General features: G+C 70.6%; 13 protein-coding genes. 8 read left to right on the top strand and 5 right to left on the bottom strand.

Annotated elements, in window-relative coordinates:
• Nucleotides 1-229: 229 nt before the first annotated feature.
• The 6 genes from pyrF to metK all read left to right on the top strand — a co-directional run bounded on the left by pyrF (nt 230) and on the right by metK (nt 5398).
• On the top strand, nt 230-1093 hold the full coding sequence (pyrF, locus tag ACWC5C_RS41050) for an orotidine-5'-phosphate decarboxylase (protein WP_450884282.1): 864 nt from the start codon (nt 230-232) through the stop codon (nt 1091-1093).
• Between the two features lie 205 nt (nt 1094-1298).
• Complete coding sequence (locus ACWC5C_RS41045; RefSeq protein WP_009713618.1) at nt 1299-1622, top strand: integration host factor; 324 nt, start codon at nt 1299-1301, stop codon at nt 1620-1622.
• 39 nt (nt 1623-1661) lie between these two features.
• A complete protein-coding gene (gmk, locus tag ACWC5C_RS41040; RefSeq protein ID WP_385444587.1) occupies nt 1662-2228 on the top strand; it encodes a guanylate kinase in 567 nt (188 codons plus the stop codon).
• Nucleotides 2229-2286: 58 nt separating this feature from the next.
• Nucleotides 2287-2547 carry a DNA-directed RNA polymerase subunit omega gene (gene rpoZ / locus ACWC5C_RS41035; RefSeq protein ID WP_020867048.1) on the top strand — a complete coding sequence of 87 codons (261 nt, stop codon included), beginning with the start codon at nt 2287-2289 and terminating at the stop codon, nt 2545-2547.
• Between the two features lie 97 nt (nt 2548-2644).
• A complete protein-coding gene (coaBC, locus tag ACWC5C_RS41030; protein WP_450884280.1) occupies nt 2645-3862 on the top strand; it encodes a bifunctional phosphopantothenoylcysteine decarboxylase/phosphopantothenate--cysteine ligase CoaBC in 1218 nt (405 codons plus the stop codon).
• Between the two features lie 327 nt (nt 3863-4189).
• Nucleotides 4190-5398: a methionine adenosyltransferase gene (gene metK / locus ACWC5C_RS41025; RefSeq protein WP_450884278.1), complete on the top strand. Its 1209-nt coding sequence runs from the start codon at nt 4190-4192 to the stop codon at nt 5396-5398.
• Between the two features lie 58 nt (nt 5399-5456).
• On the opposite strand, the gene ACWC5C_RS41020 is transcribed toward metK, so the two are convergent.
• The 4 genes from ACWC5C_RS41020 to ACWC5C_RS41005 are packed head-to-tail and all read right to left on the bottom strand — an operon-like array spanning nt 5457 to nt 10538.
• Entirely contained in the window at nt 5457-6575 is a 1119-nt protein-coding gene (locus ACWC5C_RS41020; protein ID WP_450884276.1) for a hypothetical protein, read from the bottom strand.
• Nucleotides 6572-8494: an nSTAND3 domain-containing NTPase gene (locus ACWC5C_RS41015; protein WP_450884274.1), complete on the bottom strand. Its 1923-nt coding sequence runs from the start codon at nt 8492-8494 to the stop codon at nt 6572-6574. Before ACWC5C_RS41015 ends, ACWC5C_RS41020 begins: the two co-directional genes overlap by 4 nt.
• Entirely contained in the window at nt 8494-9234 is a 741-nt protein-coding gene (locus ACWC5C_RS41010; protein ID WP_450884272.1) for a toll/interleukin-1 receptor domain-containing protein, read from the bottom strand. Before ACWC5C_RS41010 ends, ACWC5C_RS41015 begins: the two co-directional genes overlap by 1 nt.
• 14 nt (nt 9235-9248) lie before the next feature.
• The gene (locus ACWC5C_RS41005; RefSeq protein WP_450884270.1) at nt 9249-10538 is read right to left on the bottom strand and encodes a helix-turn-helix domain-containing protein; all 1290 of its coding nucleotides are present in this window, start codon (nt 10536-10538) and stop codon (nt 9249-9251) included.
• A gap of 202 nt (nt 10539-10740) precedes the next feature.
• Here ACWC5C_RS41005 and ACWC5C_RS41000 point away from each other — a divergent pair, with 202 nt between their 5' ends.
• Complete coding sequence (locus ACWC5C_RS41000) at nt 10741-12891, top strand: primosomal protein N' (RefSeq protein ID WP_450884268.1); 2151 nt, start codon at nt 10741-10743, stop codon at nt 12889-12891.
• 57 nt (nt 12892-12948) lie between these two features.
• On the opposite strand, the gene ACWC5C_RS40995 is transcribed toward ACWC5C_RS41000, so the two are convergent.
• Nucleotides 12949-13464: a hypothetical protein gene (locus ACWC5C_RS40995; protein WP_450884266.1), complete on the bottom strand. Its 516-nt coding sequence runs from the start codon at nt 13462-13464 to the stop codon at nt 12949-12951.
• A 263-nt stretch (nt 13465-13727) separates the two neighbouring features.
• Here ACWC5C_RS40995 and fmt point away from each other — a divergent pair, with 263 nt between their 5' ends.
• Complete coding sequence (fmt, locus tag ACWC5C_RS40990) at nt 13728-14660, top strand: methionyl-tRNA formyltransferase (RefSeq protein WP_385444592.1); 933 nt, start codon at nt 13728-13730, stop codon at nt 14658-14660.
• Nucleotides 14661-14815 lie beyond the last annotated feature (155 nt).

The following is a 14815-nucleotide window of genomic DNA, read 5'->3' as shown; positions in this document are numbered from 1 at the left end:
CCCGCTCCTCAATCGCCGGAGGGGCTGGGTGGGGGGCATCTCCGCCCCGGGCCCTGCTCCCCGCATGCCGGAGGGGCTGGGTGGGGGCATCTCCGCCCCGGGCCCTGCTCCCCGCATGCCGGAGGGGCTGGGTGGGGGGCATCTCCGCCCGGACCCTGGTCCCCGCACGCCGGAGGCACCGGCTGGGGGCGGCAGCCGGTATCCCGCACGTACTCCGAGGAGAGACCTCATGACGACCTCAGCCCCCACCCCCTTCGGTACGCGCCTGCGCCGGGCCATGGACGACCGTGGCCCGCTCTGTGTCGGCATCGATCCGCATGCCTCCCTGCTCGCCGACTGGGGGCTCGGGGACGACGTGGCGGGGCTGGAGCGGTTCACGCGGACCGTGGTGGACGCCCTCGCCGGGCGCGTCGCCGTGCTCAAGCCGCAGTCGGCCTTCTTCGAGCGCTTCGGGTCGCGCGGCATCGCCGTGCTGGAGCGGGCCGTGGCGGACGCGCGGGACGCCGGGGCGCTGGTGCTGATGGACGCCAAGCGCGGCGACATCGGGTCCACCATGGCCGCGTACGCCGCCGCCTACCTCGACCCCGCCAGCCCGCTGTTCTCGGACGCGGTCACTGTCAGCCCCTACCTCGGCTTCGGCTCGCTGCGCCCCGCGCTGGACGCCGCGCGGGCGAGCGGTGCGGGGGTGTTCGTACTGGCGCTGACGACCAATCCGGAGGGCGCCGAGGTGCAGCACGCGGTGCGGCCGGACGGGACGACCGTCGCCGCGTCCGTGCTGGCCCACCTCAAGGCGGAGAACGCCGAGGAGGCCGGACAGGGCGCGCTCGGCTCGTACGGGGCGGTCGTCGGGGCGACCCTGGGCGGCACCGCGGAGCGGATCGGGGCGGAGCTGGCGATCGACGGGCCGCTGCTGGCGCCCGGCATCGGCGCCCAGGGCGCGACCCCGGCGGACCTCCCGGCGGTGTTCGGCGCGGCGGTCCGTAACGTCGTTCCGAGCGTCAGCCGAGGGGTCCTGAAGTACGGACCGGATGCCTCCGCACTGGTCGAGGCGGCGGCCCGAATGGCTGATGACGTGCGTGCCGTGGCTGAATAACCGGGCTATTTTGTCCATGAATGTCCCAGTCGAGCGAGTCTGACCAGGACTTTTCGTCTGTTCTCGCTGACTGGAGCGGGATCGGCCGCTAGTCTCCGACGAGAGCGAACGCGCTGTTGCGTTGCGCGTTGCTCCCCAGGTGAGGGCCGACTAGGTTCCTCACCGGTCCCTATCCGATCAGTTCGACATCCGAGGTGACGTAGGCGTGGCTCTTCCGCCCCTTACCCCTGAACAGCGCGCAGCCGCGCTCGAAAAGGCCGCCGCGGCTCGCCGGGAGCGCGCCGAGGTCAAGAATCGGCTCAAGCACTCCGGCGCGTCTCTGCATGAGGTCATCAAGCAGGGCCAGGAGAACGATGTCATCGGCAAGATGAAGGTCTCCGCCCTCCTGGAGTCCCTGCCCGGCGTCGGCAAGGTCCGCGCCAAGCAGATCATGGAGCGGCTCGGTATCTCCGAAAGCCGTCGTGTGCGCGGGCTCGGCTCCAACCAGATCGCATCGCTCGAGCGTGAGTTCGGCGGTGCCGCCGGCTGACGTTTTCCGGCACCGCCGGGAACCTGGATAATCTGCTGCATGGCAGCACATCCAGTACGTCCGCGGCTGACCGTGCTCTCCGGCCCCTCCGGGGTCGGTAAGAGCACGGTCGTCGCGCATATGCGCAAAGCACACCCCGAGGTCTGGCTCTCGGTCTCCGCCACGACTCGTAAGCCCCGCCCCGGTGAGCGTCACGGTGTCCAGTACTTCTTCGTGGACGACGGAGAGTTCGACAAGCTCATCGCCAACGGTGAGCTGCTGGAGTGGGCCGAGTTCGCCGGTAATCGCTACGGCACCCCCCGCGAGGCGGTCATCGACCGGCTCGACGCGGGCGAGCCGGTGCTGCTGGAGATCGACCTGCAGGGCGCGCGGCAGATCCGCGAGTCCATGCCGGAGGCCCAGCTGGTCTTCCTCGCCCCGCCCAGCTGGGAGGAGCTGGTCCGCCGGCTCACCGGCCGGGGGACCGAGGCGCCCGAGGTCATCGAGCGTCGGCTGGAGGCGGCCCGGATCGAACTGGCCGCCGAATCCGAGTTCGATACCACCCTGGTCAATACCTCCGTCGAGGACGTGGCGGCTGAGCTGCTAGCCTTGATGCGAGTGGCTTGATCTTCAATTCATTCTTGCCATGAGGCGTAATAAGGAAGGCTAGAGAGTGTCCTCTCCCATGACCGCGCCCGAGGGCATCATCAACCCTCCGATTGATGAGCTGCTCGAGGCGACCGACTCGAAGTACAGCCTCGTGATCTACGCGGCCAAGCGCGCGCGTCAGATCAACGCGTACTACTCGCAGCTCGGTGAGGGTCTGCTCGAGTACGTCGGCCCCCTGGTGGACACCCACGTCCACGAGAAGCCCCTGTCGATCGCGCTCCGCGAGATCAACGCGGGTCTGCTGACCTCCGAGGCCATCGAGGGCCCGGCTCAGTAGGTTTAAGATCGCTCATCACCGGCCCGGCGGCCTCGCTGCCGGGCTTGTGGTGTGTCATGGGTACGTATCTTCGTAAACGGCGGGGAAGAGGCGAGCGATGGCCAAGGCGGACACACCCCGGGTCGTGCTGGGGGTCAGCGGCGGGATCGCCGCCTACAAGGCGTGTGAGCTGCTGCGGCGGCTGACGGAGTCCGGGCATGACGTACGCGTCGTGCCGACCGCGTCCGCCCTGCACTTCGTCGGCGAGGCGACCTGGTCGGCGCTCTCCGGGTATCCGGCGGGCACCGAGGTGTGGGAGTCCGTCCACGAGGTGCCGCATGTGCGCATCGGCCAGTCCGCGGACCTGGTCGTGGTCGCCCCCGCCACCGCCGACCTGCTCGCCAAGGCCGCCCACGGCCTCGCCGACGACCTGCTCACCAATACGCTGCTCACCGCGCGATGTCCGGTCGTCTTCGCCCCCGCCATGCACACCGAGATGTGGGAGCACCCCGCGACCCGGGAGAACGTGGCGACCCTGCGCCGCCGCGGCGCCGTGGTCATCGAGCCCGCCGTCGGGCGGCTGACCGGTGTGGACACCGGCAAGGGGCGGCTGCCGGACCCGCAGGAGATCTTCGAGGTCTGCCGCCGGGTGCTGACCCGCGGGCCCGAGGCGGCCCGCCCGGACCTGGCCGGACGCCATGTGGTGATCAGCGCCGGAGGCACCCGCGAGCCGCTGGACCCGGTGCGCTACCTGGGCAACCGCTCCACCGGCAAGCAGGGGTACGCCCTGGCCCGCTCCGCCGTGGCCCGGGGCGCCAGGGTGACTCTTGTCTCGGCCAACAGTGAGCTGCCCGACCCGGCCGGCGCCGATGTGGTGCGGGTGGGGACCGCGGTCCAGCTGCGGGAGGCGGTCCTGAAGGCCGCCGCGGACGCCGACGCCGTCGTGATGGCCGCCGCGGTCGCCGACTTCCGGCCCGCCCAGTACGCCCCGGGAAAGATCAAGAAGCGGGACGGGCAGGAGCCCGAACCGGTCGCCCTGGTGCGCAACCCGGATGTTCTGGCGGAAATCTCCGCCGAGCGCGCCCGCCCCGGCCAGGTCGTCGTCGGTTTCGCGGCCGAGACCGATGACGTTCTGGTGAACGGCCGGACGAAGCTCGCCCGCAAGGGCTGCGATCTGCTCGTGGTGAACGAGGTGGGGGAGCACAAGACCTTCGGCTCGGAGGAGAACGAGGCCGTGGTGCTCGGGGCGGACGGCACCGAGACGCCCGTTCCGTACGGCCCGAAGGAGGTTCTGGCCGACACGGTCTGGGATCTGGTGGCGGCCCGTTTGGGCTGAGTCCCCGGGCTCTCCGGTCGGCCGTCGCGCGATCTTCACAGGACATTCGCGTGACCTTTGGCCCTCCGTGGGTAGGGATTGTGGGCACCGTGGGTTGATCGAGGCGGGAGCGCCCGTTCGGGCCATGACAGCTTTCTGTCATGGAGGCCTTGCTGTATTTCAGCTCGAGGCGAGGTATGTTCCAGGTCAGGCCAGCTCGTCCTGTGAGACGGGGATACTCGACCGGCGGATACGCCGGATAAACTGGCCCAGGAACCGCGTCGGGCGCAGCCCCCGGGCGGTCCCGCCCATGATCAGCCAGCAGCCGCTGCAACCCCAGGGAGCGATGTGTCCCGCCGCCTGTTCACCTCGGAATCCGTGACCGAGGGTCACCCCGACAAGATCGCTGACCAGATCAGCGACTCCATCCTCGACGCGCTCCTCAAGGAGGACCCGACCTCCCGGGTCGCCGTCGAGACCCTGATCACCACCGGTCTGGTTCACGTGGCCGGTGAGGTGACCACCAAGGCGTACGCCGATATCGCGACGCTCGTCCGCAACAAGGTCCTCGACATCGGCTACGACTCGTCGAAGAAGGGCTTCGACGGCGCCTCCTGCGGCGTCTCGGTGTCGATCGGCTCACAGTCCCCCGACATCGCCCAGGGCGTCGACTCCGCCTACGAGCTGCGGGTCGAGGGCGACGAGGACGAGCTGGACAAGCAGGGCGCGGGCGACCAGGGCCTGATGTTCGGCTACGCGTGCGACGAGACGCCCGAGCTGATGCCGCTGCCGATCAACCTGGCGCACCGGCTCTCCCGCCGCCTGTCCGAGGTCCGCAAGAACGGGACCATCCCGTACCTGCGCCCAGACGGCAAGACCCAGGTCACCATCGAGTACGACGGCCACAAGGCGGTCCGCCTGGACACCGTCGTCGTCTCCTCGCAGCACGCCTCGGACATCGACCTGGACTCGCTGCTCGCTCCCGACATCAAGGAGTTCGTGGTCGAGCACGTCCTGAACGAGCTGGTCGAGGACGGCATCAAGCTGGAGACCGAGGGCTACCGGCTGCTGGTCAACCCGACCGGCCGCTTCGAGGTCGGCGGCCCGATGGGTGACGCGGGCCTGACCGGCCGCAAGATCATCATCGACACCTACGGCGGCATGTCCCGCCACGGTGGCGGCGCCTTCTCCGGCAAGGACCCGTCCAAGGTCGACCGCTCCGCCGCGTACGCGATGCGCTGGGTCGCCAAGAACGTCGTCGCCGCGGGCCTCGCCCAGCGCTGCGAGGTCCAGGTCGCCTACGCCATCGGCAAGGCCGAGCCGGTCGGTCTCTTCGTCGAGACCTTCGGCACCGCCACGATCGACGCCGAGAAGATCGAGAAGGCCATCGCCGAGGTCTTCGACCTGCGCCCGGCCGCGATCATCCGCGACCTCGACCTGCTCCGTCCGATCTACGCCCAGACGGCGGCCTACGGCCACTTCGGCCGCGAGGACTCGGACTTCACCTGGGAGCGCACCGACCGCGTCGACGCCCTCCGCGCGGCGGCCGGTCTGTAAGGACCACGGCTTGCGGTAAGGCCCGGACGCCCCTGCGGCGTCCGGGCCTTCGCCCTTGTCAGGCGGCCTCGCTGTCCGGGTCGAAGGTGCCGGGGTCGAGGTCCGGATCCGGTTCCGGCGGCGGAGGGGGTTCGTCGAAGCGCTGCCTCACTTCTTCCGCGATATCCGCATGGCCTTGTGCGCGCAGCGCGTCAGCGATCCGCCGTCCGAGCACTGCTCGGCCATCCGAGTCTTCTTCTAGCCCCAGCAGGTCCATTGCTCGTTCCAGCAGATCTGTCACACCCGCCTCATCGAACTCACGTTCGGTACTGTAGGGCTCATCGAAGAAGAGGTCTTCGAGTGAGGGGCCGCTGTCGGTCCATTCCGGCTCGGGCTCTGGTGGTCGACCGCCTACCAGATGCCGGAATCGTTCGGGGATCTCCGTGTTGTTCGCGGCCGATGACAGCTCTGCCAGCGGGCCGATGAGATTGACGGCCTTCTCGACGTGGTCGTCGTTCTTCGCCATCCACCACACGACAGCGCTTCCGGGGTCCTTCAATACGTCCTCGCCGAGGTACGCGCGCTTATTGCGTTCGTAGTTGCGCTCGTGTTCCCAGACCTCCTCGTCCTTCCGCACGGTCGAGAGTTTGTGTAGCCGCTCCATGTCCGCCTCGCTGAGCCTGAGCGTGACGTTCTCCGCGAGCGCTTTCACCCTCCCGGTCGAGTCGGCGGCCATCGTGCCGAGCGCTCCGTTGAGCTGGTGCTGTGCGAGGGAGCTCCGATGCGGAGGCTGGGTCGCGGTGATCCGCCGTGCCCGGTCGAGTACCGCGTCGACGGCGAGCGCGCCTGGGTTGACGTAGGGAGCGTCGGCGGGGGCGGAACCGGGGCACCACCGGATCGTGGCGGAGAACAGGAAGTCGTAGTCGGGTACGGCGCTGGGCAGCGCCACCTCGCTCACGACACATTCCCAGCGTTCCGGCTCGGGTATGGGCAGATCGGGTTCCAGCGTGCGGTCCGGGGGAATCGGCCCACGGGATGGCTCCACCGCTCTGGCGGCCAGTGCTGAGCCGGTCAGGAGCAGTACGGCGATGATGATCCAGACCCAAAGTGGCCAGTGCATAAGTAGGCCGACGATGGCCAGGATCAGCGCGCAGATGACGGTGACGAAGCCAGTCATCGTCTTGTGGCCAGAGCTCATGGGGCGGTCTCCTCGGTCTGGATGCCCTGGGCGGCATCGATTTTCAGAGCGAAGCGGCGGGCGAGCGGGGCCCGATCAGCGGACGAGGCCGAGGCCCAGTTCCGCGAGATCACATAGAGACGATTGAAGACTTCGGCGCGTTCGCAGGCGTCGAGTAGCACGTCCAGCAGTGCTTCACGATGGGTGGCCGTCGTGGTCGTGGCGTCCAGCCAGCCTTCGACGGGTTTGTGCCATTCCTCGCACGGGCGTTCCCGGAGTACCGCTGCCCAGCCCCTGGTGAGCAAGGTCCGCACCGTCACGCTCGCGTACAGGGCGCGCGTACGGGAAGCGGTGACGGCGAGGGCAAGAAAGATCTCGGCGTCGGCGGGGTAGCGCTCGAGGTCGATGCGTTCCAATAGCCGATGGAACAGGCGGCTGTCGTTCTGCGCGAGGGTGAGTAACTCCTCCATGGCCCGGCGCTTGCTGGGTTTGCCTTCCCTCCGGGCCAAATGGTGCAGCCGTACCAGCGCCTGGTTCGGGTGACGTACGGCCATCACGTCGGAGCAGACGGTGATGAGGGCGTGTCTACGCCATCGGGGCAGGTCGGCGATGAGGGAGGATTCGTAGATCTTCCGGCGGAACAGGTGGCCATGCCGGTCGTGCCGCAGTCCTTCGGCCAGGACCTGGGTGGCATCCGGCAGTAGATCGCCCGAGGAGCCCGGCTTGGTCCATTGCTCGGCCAGCCACCACAGATCATCGGGGCGGTCTGTGCGCAGCGCCTGCTCGGCGAACCGCTCGATCAGCGTGGTGCGGGTGTCCTGGCCGAGCCAGCTGACGCAGTTCCGTACCCACCGCCGGAAGTCGTCCCGTAGGTCGGGAAAATACGTCCAGAAGTGGGCGCGGACGGCAGGATCGTAAGCCCAGGTGTGGAATCGGACCCGACCGTCGGAATCAGCGCCGGCTCCGATGTCGGCGAACTGCCGCGCCAAGTCGGTGTGGTTGAGTCGAGGGGTCTCCCGGTCCGGGTGGCCCACCACCTCGAGCAGGGATGTGGCGCCCCGGAAGACGGTGTCTGGTGTGGATTCGTGGAACATGGCCAGGGACAGCAGTAAGGCTCTCTGATACCCGTCCTCATGGGAAGCCACGAACGTCTTGACTTCGCCACCACGTTTGTTGAGCGCGGCTAGGGCCTTTTCCGCCCACTGGGCAAATGTGTCGGCGGGTCCTCCGTCGTCCCTGGCACGCCGTATGAGGTCGGCCAGTCTCGCCAGCTCCCCTGCCCCAGCGTCCGCCATGTACTGCGTCAAGTCCGGCGATGCCAGGTCGGTGAGAGCGGGACGGATGTCGTCTACCCGCAGATGCCGCATGAGGAGATCTGTTGCCGCCGGCCGTTCGATCTCCGCGGTGAATGCTAAGAAGTCGGTCCTTCGCTGCTGCTCCACAGCCTGTGGTAGCACGATCGCCAGCCGGGTCCCGCGCAGCTGTGCTTCGGCCCGGAAACCGGAGAGTTCGTCGTGTACCGCGTTGTGGCGGATCTCGTCGGTATCCGACAGATCCAGCAGTATGCTGTCGCCCCGGCTGACGGAAGCATTCTTCAGATACGGGGGCTCGTCCTCGAGGTCGAGTTCGTGGATACCGCCGGAGTCTTCAGCCCATTGGTGCAGCAGCATGAGCGCCGCCGTACGTCGGCCGCAGCCTGGCGGGCCGGAGAGCAGCACAGTGCCGTGACGTAGCAGGAGCTGGTGAGCCTGCCTGAACCCCTTCGGGGGGACGAAGCGTCGCGAGAGGTTGTCGAGCTGGTCCTGAGCGATGGTACGAGGGTCCTTGCCACGGCTGCCCACACGTGCCGACGCGGCGTCGATGTAAACGTACTGATTGCCATCGCCCGTGTGCGTGGGGCCATGGGCTTCATGGACGTACGTGCGTGTGGTCTCATCCATCACGCGTCATCCTCGCGACGGTGCCGGGGAGAGCCGAACTGGACGCCACCATGGTTGTCCCCGGCGATGTAGTTGGTGTTCTCGCCGTGAAACTGCGCGTTGTTGATCTGCTGGTTCCCGCTGCCGGTGTGAAGCGGACCGTTGGACTCCTGGACGAACGTTCCGAGCGTCCCGTGGAGCGTTCCGATGCCGCCGCGCTGATCGTGATGGTGCGTACCGGACTCATTCCTGACCTCGGGAGTGGCAGCATGTCTGTCGAGGTCGGCGAGCCTCGGTACCTGTTTGACGAGACGGTCGGCCAGCCGGTTGATATCAGTCACCGCGCTGCGCAGCGAAAACCGCTCGTACTGCCGCTCGGCCAGTCGGCCCAGCGACTTCGGCAGCCGTCGTGGGTCCAGTTGTTCCACCCCTCGCCCGAGAAGGATCGGGACGACGAGCACCCCATGAGCGAATGCCTCCTCGATCTCCCGGCGCACCCAGTCCTCCTGGTTGGTCAGCGCCCGGCGTCCGGCACGCCTGCGGTCGGGGGCGTCCAGCCACAGCTCGCCGATGAGCGCGAGCAGAACGCTGCTTTGCCGGACGCCGTCCAGCATGGTGTCGATGTAGTTGGCGCCGGGTTCGATGGACTTGGTGGCGCGGAACACGCTTCCACTTCCGAACCGTGCCGAGAGCTTTTCGTCGAAGATGAACGCGGCTTCCTTCCCATCCTTGGTGCGGTAGTTGAGGAACACTTCTCCCACGGTGCTGGGCCCTTCTAGGCGACTGTGGTGGTCAGGACAGCGGACAGGTCCGGACTGAGGGAGCGCACGGAGGCATTACGGGGATGGCGCCCCAGCACCCGGGCAAGGCGGCGCAGATCGGCTCCGATCGTGACGGAGTGCACGAGCCCGACCGAACCGAGAAGACCGCGTGCCAGCTCGCAGGCGTGGTCGACTTCCCCTGCCGTCGCATGCGCGAGAGCGAGCCGGATGCCATACCGCGAACGGGAGCGCAGTGCGTGTTCCGGAAGCCTGGCCGTCTCCTGGCCGAGGACCTCGGCGGCCTGTTGCGGCCGACCCAGCTCGTACAGGCACCAGCCGGTGAACATGGACACGACGTCGGCCAGCTGTGAGGTGCCGATGACCGGGGCATCCTCTTCCCTGGCTTCGAGGGCCAGCAACTCACGGGCCAGGTCAAGACTGCGCATGCAGGCCACGTAGTCCCCGGCTACGGCATGGCTCTGAGCCAGCTTCTGCGCGGCCAGGCCTCGGATACGGGGCGGTGCGTCGCTGTCACGCGCGGCCTCGGCCAGCGCGAGGGCGCTGGCCACGTCACCGGCGAACAGGCTGATCAGCGCGCGGCGGACGAGACCGTACGTGGCGAGACCTCGGTCCTCACATGCCGTCGCCAGTGTCACCGCCCGGTCCGTCCACCACAGCGCGGCTTCGTCGTTCCCGGATTCCTGCGCCATCCATCCCGTGTACTCCGCATACCGGGACGCGAGCACCAGCAGCTCACGCCGAGCCCGGGGGTCGGAACGGGAGGCCAGTTGCTCCAGCGAGTGGGCCTGTGCGATCAGCGGCGGCATCACTGCTCCGGGCCCCGCGGTCTGGCCAAGCTGCCGGTACTGGACGAATAGCGCCCTGGAGGCCTCGACCAGACTCATGCCACCGGCGTCGGCCGACAGGTGAATGCCGTCGACTCCCATTGCGAGGAAGGAGGACGCTCCCGCCGCGATGACCTGACGGCGGTCCACCCGTTGAAAGGAACTCGATCCGTTCTTACCTAAACGCATCAACCACACCTCATCGTCCTGGCTGGGATCCGGTACGTCGCGGGCGGCCGGGCCCGGGTGGGGCGCCAGGTCGGCCAGCGTGCCTCCGGCCTTCAGCTGCGTGTCGCAGAGCCTGGCCAGCTCCGGCGTGGGGCGCTTGAGCCCACGCTCCACCTTGCTCAGCTGCCCCTTGCTGTAGTGCACCAACTTGCTCAGGCGTTCCAGCGACAGCTTCGCCGCGAGACGTCGCCTGCGTAGTTCTCGTCCGAACTCGTGCGACTGCTCCAGCACTTTGACCTCCGTGACCGTCCGCCGGAGCAGCCAGCGGCCGCCGCGTGTCAGATTGCGGCCGGGCAGCACGGCGGAACAAGGCGAAGTGGGGGGTTTCCCGTTTCCACTTGGCAGGCAAGTGGAAACGGCCCGGCCTGTCGAGATGGCCGAGCGTCGGCCGACCGCCGCGTCCGTGTCGGCGGCTTCTGGTAGGACTGAAGCTGTGAGCAGGGACGACGAGCAGCGTGAGACTCCGGCGGAGGAGCCGCAGGGGGGTGAGCAGCTCGCGCTCATCCGGGACAGTGTGCGCAAGGCCAAGGTGCCCCGGGCCAAGCCTCGGACCTGGCGCGGAGCCGCGCTGGCCAAGGAGCTTCCGGTGGCCAAGGTGCTCGTGGACAAGGGGCCGGTCCACCTCGACAAGCTGTGGGACTACGCGGTCCCGGCCGAGATGGACGCCGAGGCGCGGCCCGGGGTGCGGGTGCGGGTGCGGTTCGGGGCCGGGACGGGGCGGGTGCGCGAGGGGCGGCGCGAGGGCGGCGGGCTGCTCGACGGGTACATCGTGGAGCGGGTCGCCGAGTCCGACTACCGGGGGCCGCTGGCCGCCATCGCCCAGGTCGTCTCGCCCGAGCCGGTGCTCGGGCCGGGGCTGCTCGCGCTGTGCCGGGCCGTCGCCGACCGGTACGCCGGATCGCTGGCCGACGTCCTGCAGCTGGCCATGCCCAAGCGCCACGTCCGCGCCGAGTCCGAGACCTCCCCGCCGCCGCTGCCCCCGCCCGGGGCGCCCGCGCCCGGCAGCTGGCAGCGCTATCCGGCCGGGCCCGGGTTCCTGGAGGCGCTGGCGGGCGGCGGCACGCCCCGGGCCGTATGGACCGCGCTGCCCGGGCCGCACTGGCCGGACGAGTGGGCCGCCGCCGTCGCCGCCACGCTCGCGTCGGGGCGCGGCGCGCTCGTCGTCGTGCCGGACGGCCGTACCGCCGCCCGGGTCGACGCGGCGCTCACCCGGGCGCTCGGCGGCGCGGGGCGGCATGTGCTGCTGACGGCGGACCTCGGGCCCGAGGAGCGCTACCGGCGGTGGCTGGCGGTCAGCCGGGGGTCGGTGCGGGCCGTCGTCGGCACCCGGGCGGCCATGTTCGCGCCGGTCCGCGACCTCGGTCTGGTGGGCATCTGGGACGACGGCGACCAGAGCCACAGCGACGACCACGCCCCGCAGCCGCACGCCCGCGACGTCCTGCTGCTGCGCGCCGTCCACGAGAAGACGGGCTTCCTGCTGGGCGACCTCGGCCGCACCGTGGAAGCCGCCCAGCTGGTGGAGAACGGCTGGGCCCGGCCCCTGGAGGCCGACCGCGAGCAGGTGCGCGCGGCGGCCCCGCTGATCCGTACCGTCGACGAGGGCGAGGTGGCCCGGGACGCCGAGGCCCGCGCGGCCCGGCTGCCCACGCTCGCCTGGCAGACCGTACGGGAGGCGCTGACCCGGGGCCCGGTGCTGGTGCAGGTGCCGCGCCGGGGCTACGTACCCCGGCTGGCCTGCGAGCGCTGCCGCGAGCCCGCCCGCTGTCGGCACTGCTCGGGCCCGCTGGAGGCGCGGGACGCGGACCGGCTGGCCTGCGGCTGGTGCGGGCGGGCCGAGACCGCCTGGCACTGCGCCGAGTGCGGGGGCTTCCGGCTGCGGGCGAGCGTCGTCGGCGCCCGGCGCACCGCCGAGGAGCTGGGCCGCGCCTTCCCCGCCGTGCCGGTCCGCACCTCGGGCCGGGACCACGTGCTGGACACCGTGCCGGACCGTCCGTCGCTCGTCGTCAGCACCCCCGGCGCGGAACCGGTCGCCGAGGGCGGTTACGCGGCCGCCCTGCTGCTGGATGGCTGGGCCCTGCTGGGCCGCCCCGACCTGCGCGCGGGCGAGGACGCGCTGCGCCGCTGGCTGGAAGCGGCCGCGCTGGTGCGGGGGCAAGAGGACGGCGGGCTCGTCGTGGTGACCGCCGAACCGACGCAGCGGCCGGTCCAGGCGCTGGTCCGCTGGGACCCCGCCGGTTACGCGGCGCGCGAACTCGCCGAGCGGTCGCAGCTGGGCTTCCCGCCGGTCTCGCGGATGGCGGCGGTGGCCGGGCCCGCCGAGTCGGTGGCCGAGCTGATCGCGTCGGCGCCGCTGCCGGAGGGGACGGAGACCCTGGGTCCGGTCCCGCTGGCCCCCACTCCGCAGGGCCGCCCGCGCCGCCCCGGCGATCCGCCGCCCGGCGCGCAGTGGGAGCGCGCCCTGCTGCGGGTGCCCCCGGGCCAGGGCCGCGCCCTGGCGGCCGCCGTCAAGGAGGCCAAGGCGCTACGGCTGGCCCGTGGCGACAAGGACCCGACGGTCCGGGTCGACCCCCTGGACATCGGCTGAGGGCGACCAGCCTCAAAAGCCAGCTTCAAAAACCAGCCTCAAAAAAGGGGGGCGTTCTTAGCCGTTGCGGGGGCTCGGGAAGACGCCCGGGCGGGGTTCGGGGAGGGCCGGGGCGGGGTGCGGGACGGAGCGGGCGGCCGGGACGGACGGGAGCGGGGGTGCGGCGGCGGGCTCGGGGGTGTGGGCTGCCGTGGGGTCGCCGCCCTCCGCCGGGGCCGACGCCGAGGTGCGGCGCGAGCCGTAACGGCGGTGCACCGCCTGCTTGGTGACGCCGAGCGCCGAGCCCACCGCGTCCCAGGAGAAGCCGAGCGAGCGGTCGAAGTCCACCGCGGCGGTGACCAGGGTTTCGACGCTGTCCCGCAGCTCCTGGGCGAGCCGTACGGTGGGCGCCGGGGCGCGGCCGTAGACGACGAAGCCCGCGGACGGTCCGGTGCGCCGCGGCCGGTAGACGTTGCCCAGTTGGGCGGTGAGGGTGCGCAGCGCGTCCACCTGTCGGCGGACCCGCTCGATGTCCCGGACCAGGAGGTGCAGGCTGGCCCGTGCCTGGGCGTCGTGAGTTGCGTGGTCGGCCATGAACAAGCCTCTCGAACCGGCGGTGAAGGGGGCGGGCGGGAAGGGTGCCGGGCCGCGGGTCGCGGCCCGGCGCGGTCAATCTCTCTTGACCAACGCGGCACCCGCCCGTCGGTCACGGTCCGGGGCGTGCGGGAGTTGGCCCGTACGCCCCCTGGGGTGCCGGACCATAGACTGAGACGCCGTTTCCGCCGTTTCACGCTCCGTGTCACGCCCCGCATCACGGCCCCGCGTCACGCCCCGCAACGAGAGGTAGTCCGTCACCCATGAGGCTCGTCTTCGCCGGTACCCCCGAGGTCGCTCTGCCCGCGCTGGACGCACTGATCGCGTCCGACCGGCATGAGGTGGTGGCGGTCGTGACCCGTCCCGACGCGCCCGCCGGGCGCGGCCGTCGGCTGGTGGCCAGCCCGGTCGCGGAGCGGGCCGAGGAGGCGGGTATCGAGGTGCTGAAACCGGCCAAGCCGAGGGACGCGGACTTCCTCGCCCGGCTCACCGAGATCGCCCCGGACTGCTGCCCGGTGGTGGCGTACGGCGCGCTGCTGCCCAAGGCGGCGCTGGAGATCCCGGCACACGGCTGGGTCAATCTGCACTTCTCGCTGCTGCCCGCGTGGCGCGGCGCGGCGCCCGTGCAGCACGCGGTGCTCGCGGGCGACGAGGTGACCGGCGCGTCGACGTTCCAGATCGAGGAGGGACTGGACTCCGGGCCGGTGTACGGGGTGGTCACCGAGGACGTACGGCCCACCGACACCAGCGGCGATCTGCTGGCCCGGCTGGCCATGGCCGGATCCGGGCTGCTCGCGGCGACGATGGACGGCATCGAGGACGGTTCGCTGCGCGCGGTGCCGCAGTCCGCCGAGGGCGTATCGCTCGCCCCGAAGATCAACGTCGAGGACGCGGAGATCGACTGGTCGGCGCCCGCGCTGCGGGTCGACCGGCTGGTGCGGGCGTGCGCCCCGGCGCCGGGCGCGTGGACCACGTTCCGCGGGGAGCGGCTGAAGGTGGTCTCGGCGGCCCCGGCGGCGGACCGTACGGAGCTGGCGCCCGGCGCGCTCGCCGCGACCAAGAAGGCGGTGTACGCGGGCACGGCCAGCCACGCCGTGGAGCTGACCTGGGTCCGGCCGCAGGGCAAGAAGCCGATGCGGGCGGCGGACTGGGCCCGTGGCGTACGGATCGCCGAGGGCGAGCGGCTGGGCGGCTGACACGCACCCCCGCATGCGCGGCATGGAGGGCGCTGGGGCGCGCCGGGGGAGGCCGGTCGTTGACTTCAACCTTGGTTGAAGTCCTACCGTCCTGATCGTGCCGCCGGTCCGGACCCACCGGCGTAACTCCGTGGCGGCACCCCGGAACCCTTCGG

The organism is Streptomyces sp. NPDC001700 (assembly GCF_053596435.1).
The sequence above is the reverse complement of the archived record's forward strand: the minus strand, read 5'-3'. Positions and strand labels throughout refer to the sequence as shown.